We start from the raw sequence: 23,151 nt of genomic DNA on the forward strand, positions 1-23,151 counted from the left end.
TGGTTACCCGAGGAACTCACTCACGATCGGGCCGATCTGGTCGGCCTCGACCAGGAACCCGTCGTGCCCCACGTCGCTCGTCACGATCCGCAGCGGCTCCGCGTTCGGGATCCACCGCGCGAGCCGCGCCGACTGGGCGGGCGGGAACAGGCGGTCGCTGTCCACCGCCACCACGAGGGTCCGGGCGGTGATCTGGCTGAGTGCCGCCTCGACGCCGCCGCGGTCGCGGCCCAGGTCGTGCGAGAGCATCGACTCGGTGAGCACCACGTAGGAGTTGGCGTCGAACCGGCGGGCCAGCTTGTCGCCGTGGTGCTCCAGGTACGACTGCACGGCGAACCGGCCGCCCGCGAACGGATCCTCCCCGCCCTGCGGCAGGCGGCCGAAGCGGCGGTCCAGCTCGTAGCTCGTCCGGTAGGTCGTGTGCGCGATCTGGCGTGCGATGCCCAGGCCGGCGTGCGGGCCGTCGTCGTCCGCCGCGTCGTAGTAGTCGCCGTCGCGGAAGCGCGGGTCCATGCGGATCGCGGTGAGCTGCGGGTGGGACCAGGCGATCTGGTCGCCGCCGGTCTGGGCGGTCGTGGCGATGGCGGCGACGTTGCGCACCTCGATGTCGGCCTCGGGCCCGAGCAGCGCCCACTCGAGCACCCGGAGGCCGCCCATGGACGCACCGACCACCAGCTCCCACGAGCGGATCCCGAGCTCACGGGTCAGCGCGATCTCCACGGCTACCTGGTCGCGCGTCGTGATGTACGGGAACCGCCCGCCCCACGGACGACCGTCGTGCGCGATGGACGACGGCCCGGTGGTGCCCTGACACCCACCGAGCGCGTTGGGTGCCACCACGAAGTACCGGTCGGTGTCGATGGGCCTGCCCGGGCCGACGGTGTCCGCCCACCAGCCGTCCGTGACGTGGCCCGGCCCTGCCTCGCCCGTCACGTGCGAGTCGCCCGTGAGGGCGTGCAGCACCAGCACGGCGTTGGACCCGTCGGCGTTCAGGGTGCCCCAGGTCTCGTAGGCCACGCGCACGGCGGGCAGGCGTCCGCCGGCCTCCAGGTCGAACGCGCCGACGTCGGCGAACAGGCGGTGGCCCGGGTCGTCGCCATCGCGCCAGGCGCCGCTCGCGGGGACCGGCGGCTTGCTGCGGGAGCGTGAGGTCTGCACGGGGTCGGCGGGGCTCGGCGGCGCGCCGCCGTCCCGGTCGTGCGCGCCGTCCGGCGCAGGGAAGGGCACGAGCACCGAGCGGACCGGTTGGTCCGCGGCGTCGTGCGGGGCCCTCGGGGTGGTGATGGCCATGGTGTCTCCTGCGGCTCGGGGTAGTGAGCCCGGGGTGGTCGGCCCCGGCGCGGACGGCGACGTCACATCGCTGCTACTTCGGCTCCTCGCCCAGCAGCCCCTTGGCCGCGGTGAAGCCCAGCTCGAGGTCGGCCAGGACGTCCTCCACGTGCTCCAGCCCGACGGCCAGCCGGACCAGGCCCGGCGTGACCCCGGACAGCGCCTGCTCGTCCGGCGTCAGCTGCGAGTGCGTGGTGGAGGCCGGGTGGATCACGAGCGACCGGACGTCGCCGATGTTCGCCACGTTGGAGTGCAGCTGCAGGGCCGAGACGAAGGCCTGTCCGGCCTCGGCGCCGCCGTCGAGCTCGAAGGCGAGCACCGCGCCCGCGCCCTGGGGCGCGTACTTCTGCGCGTTCGCGTGCCAGGGCGAGCTCGGGAGGCCGGCGTAGTGGACGGTACGGACGTCGTCCCGGGCCTCCAGCCACTCGGCCACCCGCTGCGCGTTGGCGACGTGCCGCTCGATCCGCAGCGACAGCGTCTCGATGCCCTGGGCGAGCAGGAAGGCGTTGAACGGCGAGATCGCCGCCCCGAGGTCTCGCAGGAGCTGGACCCGCGCCTTGAGCACGAACGCGAGGTTCGCCCCGAGGGCCGAGCCGACGCCGAGGTCCCGCGCGAAGACCAGGCCGTTGTAGCTCGGGTCCGGCGTGTTGAAGCCGGGGAAGCGCTCCGGGTCGGCGGCGAAGTCGAACGTGCCGGCGTCGACGATCACGCCGCCGATCGCGCTGCCGTGACCGCCCAGGTACTTGGTGGCCGAGTGGACCACGATGTCGGCGCCGTGCTCGAACGGGCGGATCAGGTACGGAGTGGCGACGGTGTTGTCCACGATCAGTGGGACGCCGGCCGCGTGCGCGGCCGCTGCGACACCCTCGATGTCGAGCACGTCGGACCGCGGGTTGGGGATGGTCTCCCCGAAGAACGCCTTCGTGTTCGGACGGACGGCGGCGCGCCACGCGTCGAGGTCGTGCGGGTCGTCCACGAACGTGGTCTCGATCCCGAACTTCGGCAGCGTGTGGTGCAGCAGGTTGTACGTGCCGCCGTAGAGGCTCGCGGAGGCGACGATGTGGTCGCCCGCCTCGGCGAGGTTGAGGATCGCGAGAGACTCCGCCGCCTGGCCGGAGGCCACGAGGAGGGCGCCGACGCCACCCTCGAGGCTCGCGAGCCGGTCCTCCACGACCTGCTGCGTCGGGTTGCCGATGCGCGTGTAGATGGGGCCGAGGTCCTTGAGCGCGAACCGGTCGGCGGCCACGCCGGCGTCCGGGAACACGAACGACGTCGTCTGGTAGATCGGGAGCGCGCGAGCGCCGGTGGTGGGGTCCGGCTCCTGGCCGGCGTGGATCTGGCGGGTCTCGAACGACCACTGGGGCTGAGTCATGGCTCTCCTGCTTCCTCGTTGCGGGTGACGGGCTTCTGGCGGACTGACCGAGACGTGCCGCGGCGTGCCCCATGGGGCCTGCGCATCAGGAGGTGGTCCGCGGCGGGGTGGCGCGCACGCGGGAGTCGGCCGAGAACGGCCGAGGGCAGGCGAACGTGCGCTGGTTCAGCAACTACACATTCGACGAGTCATGGTTGAGACCGTAGACGGGGACCGGCCGCGCCGATAGTCGTGTCTTAGATCGTGAGATGCAGAAATGAGACAGGGTTGGTCCCGGCGCGCCATCGTCCGTGCCGGGACCGCGTGCGCTCAGGTAGCGCGAAGCGGCGCCCTGGGTCACATTGGACCGTGACACCGGAGTGATTCACAGGATCTGCGCAAGGCGACACGCCGCGAGCAGTGCGGATCGGGAAGGGGATCATGGGACAGGTCCGAGGTGTGGACGAGTCGAGGCAGCGTCATGGCGGGCTGCTGGCGTTCCGCGCGCTGGGGGCCATGGTGCTCGCGCTCGGCCTGGTGATCCCGTGGGGCCCTGCCGCCGAGGCGGACCCGCCCGCCGATCCGCCGTCCGCCGAGGACGTCCGGGCCGCCCGTGACGCGGTCGCCGCGGGCACGCTGGATGTCCAGCAGGCGGAGGCCGCGCTCGTGTCGCTCCGCTCGGAGCTCGAGGCGGCCCGGATCCGCGTCCAGGTGGCTGCCGCCGACTACGCCGAGGCGCAGCAGGCCGTCGAGCAGGCCGAGCAGGAGGTGTCCGCCGCGCGCGCCGCCGCGAAGAAGGCGCACGGGGGCGAGGTGGCGGCGCGAGCGGGCCTGGCGGAGGTGTACCGGGCGTCGGCGCGCGACGCCGACCTGGGCTCGCTGGGTATCGCCTTCGAGGCCGACTCGGTTCCCGACATGGTCGGCCGGAACGCCGCCGAGCGGGCGGTGCAGCGCAAGCTCGGTGGGGCGATGACCGAGTACCAGGAGGCGCGCGCGTCGTCGGAGTCCGCCGACGCCCGGTGGAGCGCCGCGAAGAAGCAGCGCGACGCCGCTGCCGATCAGGCGGAGGCGGCGTTCGACGCCGCCCAGGCCGCGACGGAGGACCTCGAGGCGCGCACCCGGGCCGCCGAGGCGGAGCGCACGGTGCTGGTCGAGCGCCTCGCACACCTGCGGGAGACCAGCGTCGCCATCGAGCGCGAGCGGGAGGCGGCGCAGGCCGCCGCGGCGGAGGCTGCCCGCGAGGCGGAGGCGCAGGCGGAGCTCGAACGGCAGGAGGAGGCCCGGACCGAGGCGGCCGCCCCGGCCGAGCCCCGCACGGAACGGCCGGACGAGAGGGCCGCGGACGACGGCGGCTCTGGCGGCTCGGCCGGCGGGCAGGCCCCGGCTCCGCGGCCCGCCGCGCCCGTCGGCCCGCCGACGTCAGGCGTGACGGTGGGCGCGGAAGGGCTCGGGATCGGTGCCGTGGCCTGGGCGCGGACCAAGATCGGCGCCCCGTACCTGCTCGGCGCCGCCGGCCCGTCCGCCTACGACTGCTCAGGCCTGACGATGATGTCGTGGGCGAGCCAGGGTGTGGACATCACCCGCACGTCGCGGTCGCAGTACCTCGCGGTCGGCAAGGTGGGCTACGGCTCGCTCCGGCCCGGCGACCTCATCTTCTACGGCTCGGAGCCGAGCGACCCGTCGTCGATCTACCACGTGGCGATGTACACGGGCGGCGGCATGATGATCGAGGCGACGCTGCCGGGGCAGCCGCTGTCGGAGAACCCGCTGCGGCTCTCGAACGCCATGCCCTTCGCGGGTCGCCCCTGACCCGCCGTCGGGACCTGCTGCAGATCGGACGCCCAGGCCACCGAAGTGGCCTGGGCGTCCGGACGTTCTGGTGCGACAGGCGTCAGTGCTTGTCGTAGTAGCCCGTGTCCTTGGCGCGCTGGATCGAGCGAACGATCTCGGCCTCGGCGTCGGAGCGGCCCACCCAGTGGGCACCCTCGACGGACTTGCCCGGCTCGAGGTCCTTGTAGACCTCGAAGAAGTGCTGGATCTCCAGGCGGTGGAAGTCCGAGACATCGTCGATGTCCTGGCGCCACGCCGCACGCTGGTCCCCCGTCGGCACGCACAGCACCTTGTCGTCACCGCCCGCCTCGTCGCGCATGCGGAACATGCCCAGTGCGCGGCACTTGATCAGGCAGCCCGGGAACGTGGGCTCCTCCAGCAGCACCAGTGCGTCCAGGGGGTCACCGTCTTCGCCGAGGGTGCCCTCGATGAAGCCGTAGTCGTCCGGGTAGCGCGTCGAGGTGAAGAGCATGCGGTCGAGGCGGATGCGTCCGGTCTCGTGATCCACCTCGTACTTGTTCCGCTGACCCTTGGGGATCTCGATCGTGACGTCGAACTCCACGCCGATGTGCTCCAGTTCTCGAAGATGGTCGCCGAAGTTCTTACCGCGGCGGCGGCCTTGCGCCTGTCCAGTGTGCCATGTGTCCTGTGTCCCGACCGTTACCTGTGGTCAGCACCACTCTCCCCGTTGGGCATAATTCGCAGCGTGCGCGTCGCGCGCGCGAACCGGCCGTGCGACGGGTGAAAACTCCCGTGAATCGCCGTTGCCGTACGCGCCGCATGGTTTGCCGCCACTAGAGTTGGCTATGGCTTTTACGTGACGATCGAGAGGATGCCCATGGAGTGGGGGTTGCGCTCCGGCGCTGCCGTCGCCGCGGTCGTCGCACTGTTCGGTGGATACCTGGTCGCCGACGCGTACGACGTCGTCCCAGGCATGCTCACCACGGCCGAGCCATGGCCCGAGCCCAGCCCGTTCCCGTCCGCGCCCGGGGCCGTCGACGGGCCGGCGCCCGCCGCGCTCCTCGAGAGCCTCCCCGAGGACGCGCCGGTCCCGGACAGCGTCGAGATGCAGCGCCTGGTGACCGGCCTGGCCAGGGACAAGCGGCTCGGTTCGCGGGTGGGCGTCGTGGTGTCGGACGGCCGGACCGGCGACGTGCTCGGTTCGTCGAGCCCGGACAAGCTCATGACCCCGGCGTCCACCCAGAAGCTCTTCACGGGTGTCGCGGCGCTCTCGTCGTCCATGGCGGGCGAGACGCTGGACACCAAGGCGGTCCTCGTCGACGACAACACGGTGGTCCTGGTGGGCGGCGGCGACATGATGCTCTCGGCGGGGGAGGGCGACCCGGACGCCGTGAACGGACGGGCCGGCCTCGCGGACCTCGCCCGCCAAGTCGCCGCCAAGGTGAAGCTGACGGGCACCACCGAGATCCGGGTGGCGCTCGACGACACGCTCTTCACGGGCGAGGACATCGCCCCCACCGTCGCGAGCCCGGACATCGCGGCCGGCTACGTGGCGCCGGTCTCGTCCGTGGGCATCAACGTCGGCCTGCTGTCCGACGGGTACACCGACAACGGGCCCCGCGCGTCCGACCCCGGCAAGTATGCCGCTGAGGTCTTCTCCGCGGCGTTGGAGGCCGAGGGCCTCCAGACCGCCGGAGCGGTGATCGACGAGAGCGCCCCGGACGACGCCCGCGTGCTCGGCCAGGTCAGCTCCGCACCGCTCGCCGACGTCGTCGGGTTCGCGATGCAGTACTCCGACAACACGATCACCGAGGTGCTCGGACGGCTCGTCGCGGTGGACGCCGGCCTGCCCGGCTCGAACGACGGCGCCACGCAGGCGGTGATCGCGAGCGCGACGCGCCTCGGCGTCGACATGAGCGGTGCCCGTCTGCGGGACTGCTCGGGGCTCGCCGACGGCTCGTACCTGAGCTCGCAGCAGCTCGTGGACCTCCTCGCGATCATGGTCGACCCCGCGCACCCGCAGCTGCGCAGCGAGGCGGTGGGCATGCCGATCGCGGGCCTGTCGGGCACGCTCGACAGCAGCCACGGCCGGTTCACCGGGACCAACGCGGCCCGGGGCCTGGCGCGGGCCAAGACCGGCAGCCTGCCCAAGGTGCGGGCGCTCGCCGGCACGGTGGTCACCGCTGACGACCGGCTGCTCGTCTTCTCGGTCCTCGCCGACTCGATCCCCGCCAACAAGACCGTCGGTGCGACGTGGATCTACGACAGCTTCGTGGGCGACCTGGCCGCGTACTCGGTCCAGGGCTGACGTGCCGCGGGCCCGGACCGTTACCGTGGTCCGGTGACCCAGGCCTCCACCGCCCCGCAGGTCGTCGACTGGTCGGCGGCAGCACAGATCGCCGGGCGCCTCGCGGCGCCCGGGCCGCAGGCGCCACGGGACGAGCTCGACTCCCTGGTGAGCGGTCTGCGCAGTGCGGCAGGAGACGCCGTCGGGCACGTGCTCGAGACGACGCGCATGCTGCCGGCCGACGGCGGCCTCGCACTGAGCCCGGTGGTCGTCGTGGACCGCGCGTCCTGGGCCCGCGCGAACACGCAGTCCATGGCGGCGATGACCGACGGCATCGGGGAGGTTGTCGCCGAGATCTCCCGGGGGGCCACGTCGCCCGGCGCCCAGCTGGCCGGCGCCGCCGAGCTCGGGGCGGTCCTCGCCCTGCTCAGCGGCCGGGTGCTGGGCCAGTTCGACCCGTACTCGAGCTCGGGCCGGCTCCTCCTCGTGGCGCCCAACGTGCTGCAGGCCGAGGCGGCGCTGCGCGTCCCGGTGCGTGACTTCCGGCTGTGGGTCTGCCTGCACGAGCAGACGCACGCCCTGCAGTTCGCGGCGGCGCCGTGGCTTGCGGGACACCTCAGCGGCCGCACGCGGGGCCTGGTCACCGGCATGGCCCGCACGTCCGCGGAGCTGGCCAAGGCCAGGTTCGACAAGAAGATCATCACCATCGGCCGGAACGTGCTCGCCACGCTGCGCGGCGAGAACGGCACTCTCATCGACGGCATGCTCACGCACGAGCAGAAGGACGAGCTGGCCGACATCACCGCGGTCATGGCGCTCCTGGAGGGGCACGCCGACGTGATGATGGACGCCGTCGGGCCACGGGTGGTCCCGTCGGTGCGGCGCATCCGCGCGCGGTTCGAGCGCCGGCGCGACGGCGAGGGGCGCACCACCTTCGACGTCGTGGTGCAGAAGCTGCTCGGCATGGACGCCAAGCTCGCCCAGTACCGCGACGGCGCCGTGTTCGTGCGGGCGGTGGAGCGGTCGGTGGGACGCGACGGGCTCAACGCCGTGTGGGCCGCCCCGGAGCACCTGCCGAACGCCCGGGAGATCGCCGACCCCCGCGCGTGGGTGCGCCGGGTGCACGGATGAGGACCGGCGCCGTGCGGCCCTCGGGCGCCCGGAGCGCCTGACCGTGGCCCGTGTCGATCCCGCGGTCGCCGCGGCACGGAACGCGGTCCGGGCGGTGCTGGCCCCGCTCGGCCCGGACGACCTGGTGCTGGTCGCCTGCTCCGGCGGTGCCGACAGCCTCGCGCTCGCCGCTGCCGTCGCGTTCGAGGCCCGGCGGGTCGGGCGCTCGGTGCGGTCTCGCGGGTATGCCGTGCGGGCGGGCGCGGTCGTGGTGGACCACGGGCTCCAGACCGGTTCCGCCGACGTCGCCGCGCGGGCCGCTGCGCAGTGCAGCGCTCTGGGCCTCGCTCCGGTGGTCGTCCGGCGCGTCGAGTGGGCGGACGGTGACCGGACCGGAGCGGGCGACGGCGGTCCCGAGGCGGCTGCCCGGGAGGTCCGCTACGCCGAGCTGGCAGCCGTGGCCGAGGAGACCGGAGCCGCCCGGGTGCTGCTCGGGCACACGCTGGACGACCAGGCGGAACAGGTGCTGCTGGGCCTCGCCCGCGGCGCCGGTGCCCGCTCGCTCGCCGGGATGCCGCGTGCGCGGGGCGTCCTCCACCGGCCGTTCCTCGGGCTGCGGCGGGCGCAGACCGAGGCGGTGTGTGCGGCGTCGGGCCTGGACTTCTGGACGGACCCGACGAACCTGCTGCCCGACGGCGACGCGGTAGTGCCCCGGCCCGGTCAGGGCGAGGCGACGGGCCGGCCACGCGGACCGTACACACCGCTGCGGTCGCAGGTGCGTGGGCGGGTGCTGCCGGTGCTGGAGAGCACACTGGGCCCGGGCGTGGTCGAGGCCCTCGGGCGCAGCGCCGACCAGCTCCGGGACGACGCCGACCTGCTCGACGCGCTCGCCGAGGAACTCCTGGAGCGCGCCCGGGTGCCCGACGACGCCGAGCACATCCTCGACGTCGGCGTGCTGGAGCGGGCCCACCCGGCGCTCCGGCGTCGGGCCCTCCGGCGCGCCGCCCTCGCCGTGGGCTCTCGGCCCACGGACACCACCACGCGGCATGTCGACGCGCTCGACGCACTCGTCGTGTCATGGGGCGGTCAAGGCTCCGTCCACCTCCCGGGCGGCGCACGGGCCCGTCGCGCGTGTGGCAGTCTTTTCCTGCGCGCCGCGCCGACCGGCATCTCGGACGGCGGGACCGGCGTCCAGCCCCCCAGCACAACTCAGGAGTAACTCGTGGACCAGTCCGACGTCGGCCCCGACCTCGCAGAGATCCTGCTCTCCGAGGAGCAGCTCACCAAGAAGCTCGACGAGCTGGCAGCCCAGATCGACGCGGACTACGCGGGCAAGGACCTCCTCCTGGTCGGCGTGCTCAAGGGCGCGGTCATGGTCATGGCGGACCTGTCGCGCCGGCTGCACCACCAGGTGCAGATGGACTGGATGGCGGTGTCGTCGTACGGCTCGGGCACCAAGTCGTCGGGCGTCGTGCGCATCCTCAAGGACCTCGACGCGGACCTGACGGGCCGCAACGTGATCATCGTCGAGGACATCATCGACTCGGGCCTGACCCTGTCCTGGCTGGTGTCGAACCTGCGCTCGCGCGGCCCCGAGTCCGTCGAGATCGCCGCGATGCTGCGCAAGCCGGACGCCGCGCAGGCCGACGTCGACGTGAAGTACCTGGGCTACGACATCCCCAACGAGTTCGTCGTGGGCTACGGCCTCGACTACGCCGAGAACTATCGCAACCTGCCGTTCGTTGCCACCCTGGCACCGCACGTCTACGGAGGCTGATCTCCTCAGCACCGCTCGACGCCGCGGCGAGCCCGTCCCGGGCGGTTCGTCACGTCTGGGCGAGGTGTGGCCCAGGCATCACATGCTCTGGGCGAACACCCGGGGCTCCTGTCAGGGAGACCATGTAGTTTCGACGGAAACATACTGCGCGAGCGGAGGGAAACGGGGCTCGGTCCCCGTCGCCGATGAAGAACATCAAGAAGCTTCTGAGTGGGCCTGTCATCTGGATCCTGGTGGCCCTGGTCGTGGTGACGCTGGCCATCTCGGCACTGAACCAGCCCAATGTCTCGCGAATCGAGACGTCACAGGGGATCGAGCTGCTCGAGGGCAGCACGGTCGAGCACGCCCTGATGGTCGACGGTGAGCAGCGGGTCGAGCTCGAGCTCTCCGAGGCGTACTCCGTGACCGAGGGTGAGGGTGCGGACGCCGAGGAGGTCGACAAGGGTACGACCGTCGAGTTCTTCTACACGCTGCCCCAGGGCGAGCGGGTCGAGGACGCCATCGTGAAGGCCGACCCGGCCGACGGCTTCGACTCGGAGGTCCCGCAGCCCAGCTTCTGGTCCTCCATGCTGTCGGTGCTGATCCCGTTCCTGCTGATCGGTGTCGTGTTCTGGTTCCTGCTCTCGCGGGCCCAGGGTGGCGGCAACCGGGTCATGGGCTTCGGCAAGTCCAAGGCCAAGCTGGCCAGCAAGGACACGCCGCAGGTGACCTTCGCCGACGTCGCGGGCGCGGACGAGGCGGTGGAGGAGCTCCAGGAGATCAAGGAGTTCCTCGCCGAGCCGGCCAAGTTCCAGGCCGTCGGTGCCAAGATCCCCAAGGGCGTGCTGCTGTACGGTCCGCCCGGTACGGGCAAGACGCTGATCGCGCGCGCCGTCGCCGGTGAGGCCGGCGTGCCGTTCTACTCCATCTCCGGCTCCGACTTCGTCGAGATGTTCGTCGGCGTGGGTGCCAGCCGGGTCCGCGACCTGTTCGAGCAGGCCAAGCAGAACTCGCCGGCGATCATCTTCGTGGACGAGATCGACGCCGTGGGCCGGCACCGCGGTGCCGGTATGGGCGGCGGGCACGACGAGCGCGAGCAGACGCTGAACCAGATGCTCGTCGAGATGGACGGCTTCGACGTCAAGACGAACGTCATCCTGATCGCCGCGACCAACCGTCCCGACATCCTCGACCCGGCGCTGCTGCGCCCGGGGCGCTTCGACCGCCAGGTCGCCGTGGAGGCCCCCGACCTCAAGGGCCGCGAGGCGATCCTCAAGGTGCACGCGCTGGGCAAGCCGATGGTGCCGGAGGTCGACCTCGAGGCGGTCGCCCGCCGCACGCCCGGCTTCACCGGCGCGGACCTGGCGAACGTGCTCAACGAGGCCGCGCTGCTCACCGCACGCAGCGGCGCACAGCTCATCGACGACCGTGCCCTGGACGAGGCCATCGACCGCGTCGTGGCCGGCCCGCAGAAGCGCACGCGGGTCATGAACGTCAAGGAGCAGAAGATCACGGCGTACCACGAGGGCGGGCACGCCCTCGTCGCCGCGGCGATGCGCTACACGGACCCCGTGACCAAGGTGACGATCCTGCCGCGCGGTCGTGCGCTCGGCTACACCATGGTGATGCCGCTCGAGGACAAGTACTCGACCACGCGCAACGAGCTGCTGGACCAGCTCGCCTACGCGATGGGCGGGCGTGTCGCCGAGGAGATCGTGTTCCACGACCCCACGACCGGCGCCTCGAACGACATCGAGAAGGCCTCGGCCATCGCGCGCAAGATGGTCACCGAGTACGGCATGAGCGAGCGGGTCGGCGCCATCAAGCTCGGCACGAGCGCCGGTGAGCCGTTCCTCGGCCGCGACTACGGGCACGAGCGGGACTACTCCGAGTCGGTCGCCGGCACCATCGACGACGAGGTGCGCAAGCTGGTCGAGGCCGCGCACGACGAGGCGTGGGAGGTGCTCACCCAGCACCGCGACGTGCTCGACGAGCTCGTCCTGCGCCTGCTCGACAAGGAGACGCTGAACCAGCGGGAGCTGGCCGAGGTCTTCGCACCGGTCGAGAAGCGTGCCGCGCGCGACGTCTGGCTGTCCAGCGAGCAGCGCACCGTGCACACGCGAGGCCCTGTCCTCACTCCCAAGGAGCTGGCGGCCCAGAACGGGCACTCCACCGTGCCGCAGGACGAAGCGGTGCTGGACACGGCTCCGCCGTCGGCGGCACCCACGGACCCGCCGAACTAGCGATGACGAACGACCGGGCAGCAACCAAGACCGGAGCACCACGATGACCGACGGGTCACCCCACCCCGTGTCGACGCCCGTGCGGCGTGCGGCGGACATCCCGCCGTACGACGCCGCACGGGCCGAGGCGGCAGTACGGGAACTCCTCCTCGCCGTCGGTGAGGACCCCGAGCGCGAGGGCCTGCGGGAGACGCCGGCCCGCGTCGCCCGGGCGTACCGGGAGATCTTCGCCGGCCTGCGGCAGGAGGCCGAGGACGTCCTGACCACCACCTTCGACCTCGGGCACGAGGAGATGGTGCTGGTCAAGGACATCGAGGTGTACTCGACCTGCGAGCACCACCTCGTGCCGTTCCACGGGGTGGCGCACGTCGGGTACATCCCCAACGTGGACGGCCGCATCACGGGCCTGAGCAAGCTGGCCCGCCTGGTCGAGGTGTACGCGCGCCGACCGCAGGTGCAGGAGCGGATGACCACGCAGATCGCGGACTCCCTCGTGGAGATCCTGGAGCCGCGCGGCGTGCTCGTGGTGGTCCAGTGCGAGCACCTGTGCATGTCGATGCGCGGTGTGCGCAAGCCGGGCTCGCGGACCATCACCTCCGCGGTGCGCGGCGTCATGCGCGACGGCGCCACGCGAGCCGAGGCGATGAGCCTCATCCTCGGGAAGTGACGGTGGTCCCCACCGTGCGCCATCCCACGCGGGACGCCCGGGTGCTCGGTCTGCCGGAGCTCTCCGGCGTCGGCCGCACCCTGGTCATGGGTGTCGTCAATGTCACTCCCGACTCGTTCTCGGACGGCGGGGAGTGGTTCGAGCCGTCGGCCGCCGTCGCGCACGGGCTGGAGCTGCTCGGCGAGGGCGCGGACATCCTGGACGTGGGCGGGGAGTCCACCCGGCCCGGCTCGGTGCGGGTCCCGCAGGACCAGGAGCTCGCCCGGGTGCTCCCCGTGATCGAGCAGCTGGCCGCACGCGGTGCGGTCGTGAGCGTGGACACCACGCGGGCGGCCGTCGCCGAACGAGCGGTGGCCGCAGGGGCACGCGTGGTGAACGACGTCTCCGGCGGCCTGGCCGACCCGGAGATGGGTCGCGCCGTCGCCGAGTCCGGTGCCGCGTACGTGGCGATGCACTGGCGAGGCCACGCGGACGTCATGGACGACCGGCAGGAGTACGACGACGTGGTCGCGGACGTCCGTGACGAGCTCGCCTCCCGCATGGCCGCTCTGCACGACGACGGTGTGCGACCCGAGCAGCTCATCCTCGATCCCGGTCTCGGCTTCGCCAAGGCTGGCGTGCTGAACTGGCCGCTCCTGGCTCATCTCGACGCCCTGCACCAGCTGGGCCGCCCTGTGCTCGTGGGCGCGTCGCGCAAGCGATTCCTCGGGCACCTGCTCGCCGACCCGGCGGGGCATCCCGCGCCGCCCCGGGCCCGGGACGACGCGACCGCCGCGATCTCCGCCCTGTCGGCCGTCGCTGGCGCCTGGTGCGTCCGGGTGCACACCGTCCGGGCCAGCGCGGATGCCGTCAAGGTCGCGGCCGCGTGGGCGGCCGCGAGCGACGGGTCCCGGGTAGGGTCACCGGGTACCGCTCCCCATTCCGCACCGGAAGCATTGACTTCCACCGTGGCCTTGACCACAGAATCGTGGACGGCCGGGGAACAGGGCATGCCGACCTGGCAGGATTCCGGTGCACGCACAGACGACGGGGGGAGACCACGGTGACCACAGCGTTCGGAACGGGCGTTACAGGCCCGGACGGCCGGTCGCTGGACCAGGTCCAGCTGACAGGCGTGAGCGCGCGGGGGTACCACGGTGTGCTGCCGTCGGAACGACAGACCGGCCAGGAGTTTCGGGCCGACGTCGTGCTGTACCTCGACACCCGCCCCGCGGCCGCCGGTGACGACCTGGCACAGACCGTGAGCTATGCGGACGTGGCGCAGGACGTCCACGACGTCCTGGCGGGAGAGCCCGCCGACCTCGTCGAGACCGTGGCCGAGCGCATCGCCGCGGCGGTGCTGGCCCGGCCGCAGGTCGAGGCGGTGGACGTACGCGTGCACAAGCCGCAGGCGCCCATCGCGGTGCCCTTCGCCGACGTCGCGGTGGCGATCCGGCGGGACCGCAGCCGCATGCCTGTGGTGGCCGCGCCGGCGTCGTCCGCCGACTCCGCGGCCGCGGCGCTCCTGTCCGGTCCGGACTCGGCGGCCGCACCGGCCGATCCCCTGGGGTACGAGGCCGGCACGAGGGACGTGTTCCCGGCGAGCCCGCCCACCGACTCGTGGAACGACGCGGCGGAGCACTCACGCAGCGGGCCCGAGGGCGCGTCGTACGCCGGCGAGCCCGAGCCGCAGGACCTCGAGCCGGTCACCCGCCCCGCACCGGACGAGCCGGCGCAGTTCGAGCCGGAGCCGTACCAGCCCTACCAGCAGGAGCCCGCCGAGCCGGCGCAGCTCCGCGCGGAGGCGTTCGAGCCGGATCCGCTGGTGGAGCGAGTTCCCGCCGCGGCACCTGCCGCGCAGCCGGCCGTCGAGACGCCGGAGCCGCTCCCGGTGCCCGAGCTCATCGCGCCCGCGCCCGTCCAGGTGGTCCCTGCCGCCTGGGACCTGCACGCCGACGCCCCGGCACCGGCCGAGCAGCGGGACCAGCCCGGCCAGGAGCCGACGTTCCGGCCGGACGAGCAGTTCCTGCCCGAGCAGGCCTTCGAGCCCGTCCAGCAGTACGAGTCGGTCCAGGGCCTCGACCAGATGCGCGACCAGCCGAACGCCTTCGGGCAGCAGTACGACCAGTTCGCGCAGCAGCCGGAGCAGGCCGAGCAGCCGGGTCAGCGGTTCGAGCCGGCCCAGCAGTTCGAGCAGCAGTTCGAGCAGGGCTACGAGCAGCAGCCGCAGCAGCCCGATGCCGTGCAGAACCAGTACGACCAGCTGTTCGAGCAGCAGTACGACCAGGGCGAGCCGGAGGCGACCCGCGTGTCGGCGGCGGCGGTTCCCGACCCCGCCGTCGGGCAGCCGGAGCACTACGCGGCCGGGCAGTACCAGCCCGAGCAGCCCCAGGCCGAGCAGTACCAGGCCGAGCAGTACCAGACCGAGCCGCGCGACCGGTTCGACGAGGTTCCCGCGGGGTACGTGGACGTGGTCATCGCGATCGGCGCCAACCTGGGCGACCCGCAGGCGACCATGCGGTCCGCCGTGGCCGAGCTGGACCGTATGCCCGGCCTGCAGATCACCGACGTGTCACCGCTGGCACGTACGGCTGCCGTCGGCGGTCCCGAGGAGCAGCCCGACTACCTCAACGCGGTGCTGCTGGCCCGCACCACGCTCTCGGCCCGCGGGCTGCTGCACCTCTGCCAGGAGGTCGAGAACGTGCACGGCCGCACCCGTGAGGAGCACTGGGGTCCGCGCACGCTGGACGTCGACGTGATCACCTACGGCAACCTGACCGACTCGGCCGAGGACCTCGAGGTGCCGCACCCCCGCGCGCACGAGCGGGCGTTCGTCCTCGAGCCGTGGTCCCAGATCGCGCCGGACGCGGTGCTGCCCGGCCTGGGTGGCGGCCCGGTGGCCCAGCTCGCGGCCACGGCGCCCGACCGGGCCGGCATCCGCTGGCTCGCCCTCGACTGGCTGACCGACCCGGAGCCCGATCAGGGCGGCGGCGGGACCACCGGCTCGAACCATCCCGCGGTGCCCGACGACGCGGGCAGCTCCGGCCAGGACGCGCACCCCGGCGAGATGCCGCCGGCCCTGCCGCCCTCGCTCCCGCCGAGCGGCCGCCCGCCGGTCCTGCCCGGCGGTCCCGTGGTCGAGGTCCCGGGCGGTGGGCACCCGCAGGGGCAGCACAGCGGTCCGGTCGAGGTCGATCGCCCGGCGCACGGTGCGCTCCAGCAGGAGGCGTACCCGGGTGGTTCGCACCCGCAGGGCTACTCCAGCGGGCCGGTGCCCGACGTGGGCGGCTCGGTGCCGGTCTCGCAGCAGACCACGCAGCCGGCGCTCACGGGCCCGCGCGGTGCGACGCCGGCCGGCAACGGCTCGGCGGTCCCGCCGCCGGAGGAAGCGCTCGTCCCCGCACCACAGGCGCCCATCGCGCCCCGGGCGGTGCGGGACACCGCGCGCGAGGCGCCGGCGCACGAGCCGCTGCCGTCGGCACCCTCCCCGGCGAAGCCGGTGTTCGCGCCGGTGAACCCGTCGCGCCAGCAGAGCGGGGTGTTCCCGCCCATGAACGGTGCCGCACCCCAGGAGCCGCCCGCCCCGGTGTTCGCCCCGGTCACCCCGCCGCCGAACGGGGTGCCGGACCAGGCCCAGAACGGTCAGCCGAACGGGCACGCCAACGGTCAGCCGAACGGCCAGCAGGACGCCTACGACAGCGACCACACGGTGATCCGGGTGCCGGGCTTCGTCGGCGACCAGCGCGCCACCGCGCCGTCGGACGGCCCGATCGACTCGGTGCCCTCGTGGGTCCCGGTGCGGGACGAGCGGGGGCGCGACGCCTGACATGCGCAGAACGCCGATCGGGTCCCTGATCGCAGTTCTCGTGGCCGTCGCGGTCGTCGGCTGGCTCGTGCTGCGCGCCCTGGAGGCGCGCGGCGTGTACCTCCCGGTCGTGCCCTGGCTGGTCGACGTGGCGATCCTCGCGCTGGCCGGAGCGGTGTTCTGGTCGGGCTGGACCGTGCGGTCGTACCAGAAGGGCAAGCGGCCCTCGCTCGACGGGCTCCGGGCCGCGCGGACCCTGGTCCTGGCCAAGGCCGCCGCGCTGACGGGCGCGCTGCTCGGCGGTTGGTACCTCGCGCAGGTCCTGGTGGTGCTGGGTGACCTCGCCATCGAGCCCCGGCGCGATCGCGCGGTAGCCGCCGGGATAGCCGTGCTGTGCTCGGTGGTGCTGGCCGTCATCGGCCTGGTCGTCGAGAAGTTCTGCGAGCTGCCGCCGTCGGGCAAGGACCACGCCGGCTCCGACGAAGGCGAGTCTCCGGCCCCGGCCTGAGGCTTCGCTGTCCTTGGCTTGCCCTCTGCGGAACAATGGCCATCATGACCAGCCCCTTCGAACCGCACGATGTGACCTGGAGCCGCGTGTCCCCGCGTCTCGTGACGGCCATGTTGGTGCCGGCCACCATCAGTCTCGGCATACCCATGGTCGTCGGCGTCGTGCTCGCCGTGACGATCAGCCCGTGGTTCTGGTTACTCGCCGGTGTGCCCGCCGTCTTCCTGCTGTGGTCGATCCTGCTGATCCCGCGCCAGGTCAGGGCCATCGGCTACGCCGAGCGCGACGACGACCTCCTGATCCGCAAGGGGGTCATGTTCCGGTCGATGGTCGTGGTGCCGTACGGCCGGATGCAGTACGTGGACGTCGAGGCGGGGCCGCTGGACCGCAAGCTGGGCCTGGCGAAGGTTCAGCTCCACACGGCGTCGGTCGGTACCGACGCCCAGATCCCCGGCCTGCCGCCGGACGAGGCGGCGCGCCTGCGCGACCGCCTGGCGTCCCGCGGTGAGGCCCGTCTGGCGGGGCTGTGAGCACACCGGAGCACGATCTCGACAAGAGCGGACCAGGCTCCGCTGCCCAGCGAGCACAACCCCCCGCAGAAGACCTGGGCTGGCGCCGCGTACACCCGATCACCCCCCTGGTCCGGGGCTGGGCCGTGGTCGGTGCGGCCCTCGTGATCCTCGGCCAGCAGAGCCTCGACGACGGACCGAGGGGTGGCCTCATCACCCTCGTCTCGGGTGAGTACTGGTGGACGCTGCTCGTCGCCCTCGCGGCCGTCGCGCTGGTCGGTTGGAGCTACTCGGTGCTGGCCTGGCGCATGACCACCTACGCCATCGGCGAGGAGACGGTGCACCTGCGGCGCGGCATCCTGTTCCGCCAGCAGCGGCACGCCCGCCTGGACCGGCTGCAGTCGGTGGACATCCGGCAGCCGCTCGTGGCCCGGTTCTTCGGCCTGTGCGAGCTCACCCTGGAGACCGCGGGCGGTACCGACTCCGGCGTCGCCATCGGGTTCCTGAAGGGGTCCGACGCCGACGAGCTGCGCGCGGAGCTCCTCGCCCGCGCGGCAGGCCTGAAGGTCGCGCGGACCGGCCCGGCGGCCGGCGCGCCGACGCAGGCGTCGCCGGGCGCGGTGGCCGCGCCGGCCGGCCCCGGCCACGCCGTGCCCGTCGGTCCCGCACCCGAGGGGCAGCCGGGGCAGCCGCTGGAGGCCGTCGCGCCGGGCCCCACCAGCCTCGAGGCACCCCAGGTGCCCGTGCTCAGCGTGCCGCTGGGCCGGCTGATCGCGTCGGTCGTGCGTTCGGGGGCCATGATCACGCTGGTGGCGTGGGCCCTGGTCGTGGTGGTGGTCATGATCGCCACCGGCGAGTTCGCGGTGATCTCCGCGTCGCTGCCCGCGGTCCTGGGTGCCGGTGGGTACCTGTTCGGCCGCCTCACCGGCGAGTTCGACTTCCGCGTGGCCATCTCGCCCGACGGCGTCCGGCTGCGTCACGGGATGCTGGAGACACGTTCGCAGACCATCCCGCCCGGCCGTGTGCAGGCCGTCCGCCTGGTGCAGAGCGTGCTGTGGCGCGGCCGCGACTGGTGGCGGGTCCAGGTGAACGTCGCCGGCTACGGTGGTGAGAGCGAGGAGAAGAACAGCGTGCTCCTGCCCGTCGGCACCCGTGAGGAGGCGCTGACGGTCCTGTCGCTCGTGCTGCCGGACCTCGGCGTCGACGAGCCGCGCCGCATCCTCGACGCGGGGCTGGACGGCGACTCCCGGACCGAGAGCGTGTACGTCACGGCACCCCGGCGGACGCGCATACTGGATCCGGTGGCATGGCGTCGCAACGGGTTCACCGTGACCGGTCGGGCCCTGCTGCTGCGCCGGGGCCGCATGGTGAAGATCCTGGACGTGGTGCCGCACGAGCGGACGCAGTCGCTGGGTCTGAGCCAGGGCCCGTGGCAGCGCCGGCTGGGTGTCGCCTCGTTCCAGGTGCACTCCACGGAGGGCCCGGTACATCCGGAGGCGCCGCACCTCGACGCCGGCGACGCCGCACGGCTCATGGCGGAGCAGGCCACGCGAGCCCGTAGCGCGCGTGCCGCCGCCGGTCCCGAACGATGGATGGAAAGACAGGGTGAGTGACCGGTGATACCCGGTGAGTAGCTCCGAAGAGCCGGGCCGACGGCCCGGCCGGCTGGGCGTCGGCGTGGTCGGCGCGGGACGCGTGGGTGCCGTGCTCGGCAACGCCCTGCGCGCTGCCGGGCATGCCGTCGTCGGCGCGAGCGGGATCTCGGAGGACTCCCGGGAGCGCATCGAGATGCTCCTGCCGGGCGTCCCCAACCTCGAGGTGCCCGACGTCGTCGAGCGCGCGGAGCTCGTGCTCCTCGCGGTGCCCGACGACGCGCTCGGCCCCCTGGTCGCCGGCCTCGCCGACACCGGGGCCTGGCAGCCGGGCCAGCTCGCGATCCACACGTCGGGCCGCTACGGCACGGCCGTCCTGGAGCCCGCCCGGCTGGGCGGTGCGATCCCGCTCGCGGTGCATCCCGCCATGACGTTCACCGGCACGTCCCTCGACCTGGCCCGCCTGGAGGGCTGCACGTTCGCCGTGACCGCGCCGGCGCCCGTGCAGCCGATCGGGCAGGCGCTGGTGGTCGAGATCGGCGGCGAGCCCGTGATCGTCGACGAGCAGCTCCGCGGCCTGTACCACGCAGCTCTCGCCCACGGTGCGAACCACCTGGTGGTGCTCGTCGCACAGGCCGCGCAGGCCCTGGAGGCGGCGGGGATCGAGGCGCCCGGCCGGGTGCTGGCGCCCCTGCTGTCGGCGGCGCTCGAGTCGGCCACCCGGTCCGCCGACGCGCGCGACGGCGTCGGGCCGGGGGCGATCTCCGCGCTCACGGGCCCGGTCTCCCGGGGCGACGTCGGCACCGTGCGCCGTCACCTGACCGAGCTCAGCGCCCTCGCCGCGGCCAGTGGGGCCACCGACGTGCCCGACAGCTACACCGAGCTCGCGCGCGGGGCCACCCGCCGCGCGCTCGCGAGCCACCGTATCGACGACTCCGCCGCGCAGAAGCTGCTGGACGCGCTGGACGGCGCCACCGGGGAGTCGCACGCAGGAAGGAAGGCACAGTGACCACCGAGGCCCAGACCCCGCCCGACGCGCGCGCCGCGCAGCGGACGCCGCTCGTGGTGCACACCCGCTCCGAGCTGCGCGACGCACAGATGCGCTGGGCGATCGCGGGACCCCTGGACTCGGCCGGGTCGGACGCGGGCCCCGGCAAGCGGGCGGTCGTCATGACGATGGGCGCGCTGCACGACGGGCACCTGGAGCTGGTGCGCCGGGCGAGCGAGGAGGCCGGGCCGAACGGGCAGGTGGTCGTCACGATCTTCGTGAACCCGCTGCAGTTCGGCGCGGGCGAGGACCTCGACACCTACCCCCGGGACCTGGACGGTGACGTGGCCAAGCTGGCCGGGGCCGGTGCCGACGTCGTCTTCGCACCCGCTCCCGAGGTCGTCTACCCCGACGGCGACCCGGTGGTCCGCGTGTCCGCCGGACACATCGGGGACGTGCTGGAGGGCGAGCACCGTCCCGGGCACCTGGACGGCGTGCTCACCGTGGTGCTCAAGCTGATGCACCTGGTGCGCCCCGACGTCGCGCTGTTCGGCGAGAAGGACGCCCAGCAGCTCCTGGCCGTTCGCCGCATGGTGCGTGACCTGGAGGTGTCGGTCGAGGTCGTGGGCGTGCCCACGGTCCGGGAGCCCGACGGGCTCGCGCTGTCCTCCCGCAACGCGTACCTGTCCGCGGACGAGCGGGAGCAGGCGCTCGCCCTGTCCCGGGCGCTGCGTGCGGGCGAGGCGGCCGCCGGCAGCGGCCCGGCGGGTGTGATCAACGCCGCGCGCGAAGTGCTGGACGAGGCCGACGGCGTCGTGGTCGACTACCTCGCGCTCGTCGATCCGGTGACCGTGGACGCGGTCACCGACGACTACTCCGGCCATGCGCTGCTGCTCGTGGCCGCACGGGTGGGTACTACCCGCCTGATCGACAACCAGGCCATCGAGGTCTCACCCGAGGTCCAGAGGTAGCACCATGAGCTCCACCCCGCACCGCCCGCCCGTCGCCCGCCCCGCGTCGCTGCAGCGGCCGATGATGATCGCCAAGATCCACCGCGCCACCGTCACGCAGGCGGACCTGCACTACGTCGGGTCCATCACCGTGGACGCCGACCTGCTCGACGCCGCGGACCTCGTCCCGGGCCAGCAGGTCGACGTCGTCGACGTGACGAACGGCGCCCGGCTGACCACCTACGTGATCCCGGGCGAGCCCGGCTCGGGCCAGATCTGCATCAACGGCGCGGCCGCCCACCTGGTCAGCCCCGGCGACATCGTCATCCTGATCGCCTACGGCATGCTCTCGGACCACGACGCGCGGACCTTCCTGCCGAACGTCGTGTTCGTCGACGAGAAGAACCGGATCGTCGAGATCAACGACGAGCCCGGACACGTGCCCGACGGGTACGGCCTCGAGGAGAGCGGCCTGCCGATCGAGCCGTTCCAGCAGGCCGGCCTGGTGCGCACGGCGTCGGGCCGAGCGTGAGTGCCGGTTCCGGACCTCGTCTCGCTCGTTCCCTCGCAGCCCCCGCGCCCGGCTGGACCGCGGAGGCTGACGCGATAGTCGTCGGCTCCGGCATCGCCGGGCTGACGGCGGCGCTCGAGCTGCGGACGCACGTGCCGCGGGTGCTGCTCGTGACCAAGGGCCGGCTCCTGTCGGGGTCGACGGTGTGGGCGCAGGGCGGTATCGCCGCGGCGCTCCACCCCTCGGACTCACCGGAGGCGCACCTCGCGGACACGCTCGCCGCCGGCGGCGGCCTGTCGGACCCGGAGGCCGTGCAGGTGCTGGTCACCGAGGGCCCGGAGCGCGTGCGCGAGCTTGTCGCCCGTGGCGCGGTCTTCGACAAGGCGGCCGACGGCGACATCGCGCTCACCCGCGAGGGCGGTCACCGTGCCGACCGGATCGCGCACGCCGGCGGTGACGCCACAGGTGCGGAGATCTCGCGGGCGCTCGTCGCGCAGATCGAGGCGGTCCGGCACGACCCGGGCATCGAGGTCGTGGAGAACGCCCTGGTGCTGGACGTGCTCACCACCATGCCCATGGGCGGTCGGGATGGGTCGAAGGAGAGCGGGGCGCGCGCCTGCGGCGTGACCCTGCACGTGCGGGGCACGGGATCGCGGGACGGCGTCGGTGCCGTCCTGGCTCCCGCGGTCGTGCTGGCGACGGGCGGGATCGGGCAGGTGTTCCGGTCCTCGACCAACCCGGCGGGCGCGACCGGCGACGGCATCGCCGCGGCGCTCCGGGCAGGTGCGGTGCTGGGTGACCTGGAGTTCGTGCAGTTCCACCCGACGGTCCTGTGGCTCGGTACGGGTGCCAAGGGCCAGGTGCCCCTGATCTCGGAGGCGGTGCGCGGTGAGGGCGCGCTGCTGCTCGACGTCGACGGGCACCGGTTCATGCCGGCGGTGCACGAGCTGGCGGAGCTGGCGCCGCGGGACGTCGTCGCGCACGCGATCCAGCGGCAGATGGCCGTCACCGGTGCCGACAACGTGCTGCTCGACGCCCGGCACCTCGGCCGGGAGTTCCTGCGCGCGCGGTTCCCGACGATCAACCGGCGGCTCCTGGAGGCGCAGATCGACTGGTCGGAGGAGCCCGTTCCCGTGTCGCCCGCCCAGCACTACCACTCGGGTGGCGTCGTGACCGACCTCGACGGGCGGTCCTCGGTGGACGGCCTGTACGCGGTCGGCGAGGTCGCCTGCACGGGAGTGCACGGGGCGAACCGGCTCGCGTCGAACTCGCTGCTGGAGGGCATCGTGTTCGCCTACCGGGCGGCGCGCGACATCGCCGCCCGGTTCGACGCCGGAGAGCTGAAGCCGGGCGAGCCCGCCGAGCGCCCTGGCGGATCCGGGCTGGTCGCGGCCGCCGCCCGCTCGCGCATCCAGAAGGTGACCTCCGCCGGGTCGGGCGTGATCCGGTCGGCCCGGTCGCTGGCCGAGGTCGACGAGCGGCTCGCCGCCGTCCGCGCCGACGCCCACCTCGCGGACGAGGTCATGGCCGAGCCCCAGGCCGCCGAGTGGGAGACCACCAACGTCCACCAGGTGGCCCGCGCGCTGACCCGCGCGGCCGCGCTGCGCGAGGAGACCCGGGGCGGCCACTACCGCACGGACTTCCCGAAGCCGGTCGAGGCATGGAAGCGCCGGGTCCAGGTCTGGCTCGACGCCGACGGGGTGCTCCAGGCGGGCTGAGCCCGGCGCAGGTCCGGATGCGGCATTGACCTCGGTCGCTGGCACGGGGCGTTGTGGTGA

General features: G+C 73.2%; 19 protein-coding genes. 16 read left to right on the forward strand and 3 right to left on the reverse strand.

What is annotated here, in order from left to right; genetic code table 11:
• Positions 1 to 3: 3 nt before the first annotated feature.
• Complete coding sequence (gene metX, locus LUM46_RS15095) at positions 4 to 1,290, reverse strand: homoserine O-acetyltransferase MetX (protein ID WP_274994943.1); 1,287 nt, start codon at positions 1,288 to 1,290, stop codon at positions 4 to 6.
• A gap of 73 nt (positions 1,291 to 1,363) precedes the next feature.
• The gene (locus LUM46_RS15100) at positions 1,364 to 2,701 is read right to left on the reverse strand and encodes a bifunctional o-acetylhomoserine/o-acetylserine sulfhydrylase (protein WP_274994945.1); all 1,338 of its coding nucleotides are present in this window, start codon (positions 2,699 to 2,701) and stop codon (positions 1,364 to 1,366) included.
• 420 nt (positions 2,702 to 3,121) lie between these two features.
• Between LUM46_RS15100 and LUM46_RS15105 the strand changes: the two genes are divergently transcribed.
• Positions 3,122 to 4,489 (forward strand): C40 family peptidase, encoded by a 1,368-nt coding sequence (locus tag LUM46_RS15105; RefSeq protein WP_274994947.1) that lies wholly within the window; start codon positions 3,122 to 3,124, stop codon positions 4,487 to 4,489.
• A gap of 82 nt (positions 4,490 to 4,571) precedes the next feature.
• On the opposite strand, the gene LUM46_RS15110 is transcribed toward LUM46_RS15105, so the two are convergent.
• Positions 4,572 to 5,072, reverse strand: coding sequence for an inorganic diphosphatase (locus LUM46_RS15110; RefSeq protein ID WP_108493354.1), 501 nt, complete (start codon positions 5,070 to 5,072; stop codon positions 4,572 to 4,574).
• Between the two features lie 255 nt (positions 5,073 to 5,327).
• On the opposite strand from LUM46_RS15110, the gene dacB reads away from it, so the two are divergent.
• From dacB to LUM46_RS15185, 15 genes are all read left to right on the forward strand, one after another.
• Positions 5,328 to 6,779: a D-alanyl-D-alanine carboxypeptidase/D-alanyl-D-alanine endopeptidase gene (gene dacB / locus LUM46_RS15115; RefSeq protein ID WP_274994949.1), complete on the forward strand. Its 1,452-nt coding sequence runs from the start codon at positions 5,328 to 5,330 to the stop codon at positions 6,777 to 6,779.
• Between the two features lie 33 nt (positions 6,780 to 6,812).
• Positions 6,813 to 7,889 carry a zinc-dependent metalloprotease gene (locus LUM46_RS15120; RefSeq protein WP_274994950.1) on the forward strand — a complete coding sequence of 359 codons (1,077 nt, stop codon included), beginning with the start codon at positions 6,813 to 6,815 and terminating at the stop codon, positions 7,887 to 7,889.
• 43 nt (positions 7,890 to 7,932) lie between these two features.
• Positions 7,933 to 9,087, forward strand: coding sequence for a tRNA lysidine(34) synthetase TilS (gene tilS, locus LUM46_RS15125; RefSeq protein ID WP_274994951.1), 1,155 nt, complete (start codon positions 7,933 to 7,935; stop codon positions 9,085 to 9,087).
• Between the two features lie 3 nt (positions 9,088 to 9,090).
• On the forward strand, positions 9,091 to 9,645 hold the full coding sequence (gene hpt, locus LUM46_RS15130; protein WP_274994952.1) for a hypoxanthine phosphoribosyltransferase: 555 nt from the start codon (positions 9,091 to 9,093) through the stop codon (positions 9,643 to 9,645).
• 185 nt (positions 9,646 to 9,830) lie between these two features.
• On the forward strand, positions 9,831 to 11,867 hold the full coding sequence (gene ftsH, locus LUM46_RS15135) for an ATP-dependent zinc metalloprotease FtsH (RefSeq protein WP_274994953.1): 2,037 nt from the start codon (positions 9,831 to 9,833) through the stop codon (positions 11,865 to 11,867).
• A 43-nt stretch (positions 11,868 to 11,910) separates the two neighbouring features.
• Entirely contained in the window at positions 11,911 to 12,534 is a 624-nt protein-coding gene (gene folE, locus LUM46_RS15140; protein ID WP_274994954.1) for a GTP cyclohydrolase I FolE, read from the forward strand.
• A gap of 86 nt (positions 12,535 to 12,620) precedes the next feature.
• Positions 12,621 to 13,580 carry a dihydropteroate synthase gene (folP, locus tag LUM46_RS15145; RefSeq protein ID WP_274995160.1) on the forward strand — a complete coding sequence of 320 codons (960 nt, stop codon included), beginning with the start codon at positions 12,621 to 12,623 and terminating at the stop codon, positions 13,578 to 13,580.
• Entirely contained in the window at positions 13,577 to 16,339 is a 2,763-nt protein-coding gene (folK, locus tag LUM46_RS15150) for a 2-amino-4-hydroxy-6-hydroxymethyldihydropteridine diphosphokinase (RefSeq protein ID WP_274994955.1), read from the forward strand. Before folP ends, folK begins: the two co-directional genes overlap by 4 nt.
• Before the next feature lies 1 nt (position 16,340).
• Positions 16,341 to 16,826: a DUF3180 domain-containing protein gene (locus LUM46_RS15155; protein WP_274994956.1), complete on the forward strand. Its 486-nt coding sequence runs from the start codon at positions 16,341 to 16,343 to the stop codon at positions 16,824 to 16,826.
• Between the two features lie 35 nt (positions 16,827 to 16,861).
• The gene (locus LUM46_RS15160; protein ID WP_274994957.1) at positions 16,862 to 17,353 is read left to right on the forward strand and encodes a PH domain-containing protein; all 492 of its coding nucleotides are present in this window, start codon (positions 16,862 to 16,864) and stop codon (positions 17,351 to 17,353) included.
• Positions 17,350 to 18,945, forward strand: coding sequence for a PH domain-containing protein (locus LUM46_RS15165; RefSeq protein WP_274994959.1), 1,596 nt, complete (start codon positions 17,350 to 17,352; stop codon positions 18,943 to 18,945). The genes LUM46_RS15160 and LUM46_RS15165 overlap by 4 nt, the downstream gene beginning before the upstream one ends.
• 13 nt (positions 18,946 to 18,958) lie before the next feature.
• Positions 18,959 to 19,933 (forward strand): Rossmann-like and DUF2520 domain-containing protein, encoded by a 975-nt coding sequence (locus LUM46_RS15170; protein ID WP_274994960.1) that lies wholly within the window; start codon positions 18,959 to 18,961, stop codon positions 19,931 to 19,933.
• An 89-nt stretch (positions 19,934 to 20,022) separates the two neighbouring features.
• A complete protein-coding gene (gene panC, locus LUM46_RS15175) occupies positions 20,023 to 20,883 on the forward strand; it encodes a pantoate--beta-alanine ligase (protein WP_274995161.1) in 861 nt (286 codons plus the stop codon).
• Positions 20,884 to 20,887: 4 nt separating this feature from the next.
• The gene (gene panD, locus LUM46_RS15180; RefSeq protein ID WP_274994961.1) at positions 20,888 to 21,394 is read left to right on the forward strand and encodes an aspartate 1-decarboxylase; all 507 of its coding nucleotides are present in this window, start codon (positions 20,888 to 20,890) and stop codon (positions 21,392 to 21,394) included.
• On the forward strand, positions 21,391 to 23,091 hold the full coding sequence (locus tag LUM46_RS15185) for an L-aspartate oxidase (RefSeq protein ID WP_274994962.1): 1,701 nt from the start codon (positions 21,391 to 21,393) through the stop codon (positions 23,089 to 23,091). Before panD ends, LUM46_RS15185 begins: the two co-directional genes overlap by 4 nt.
• Positions 23,092 to 23,151 lie beyond the last annotated feature (60 nt).

Origin of the sequence: Promicromonospora iranensis (assembly GCF_028994805.1) — a bacterium.
Lineage (GTDB): Bacteria > Actinomycetota > Actinomycetes > Actinomycetales > Cellulomonadaceae > Promicromonospora > Promicromonospora iranensis.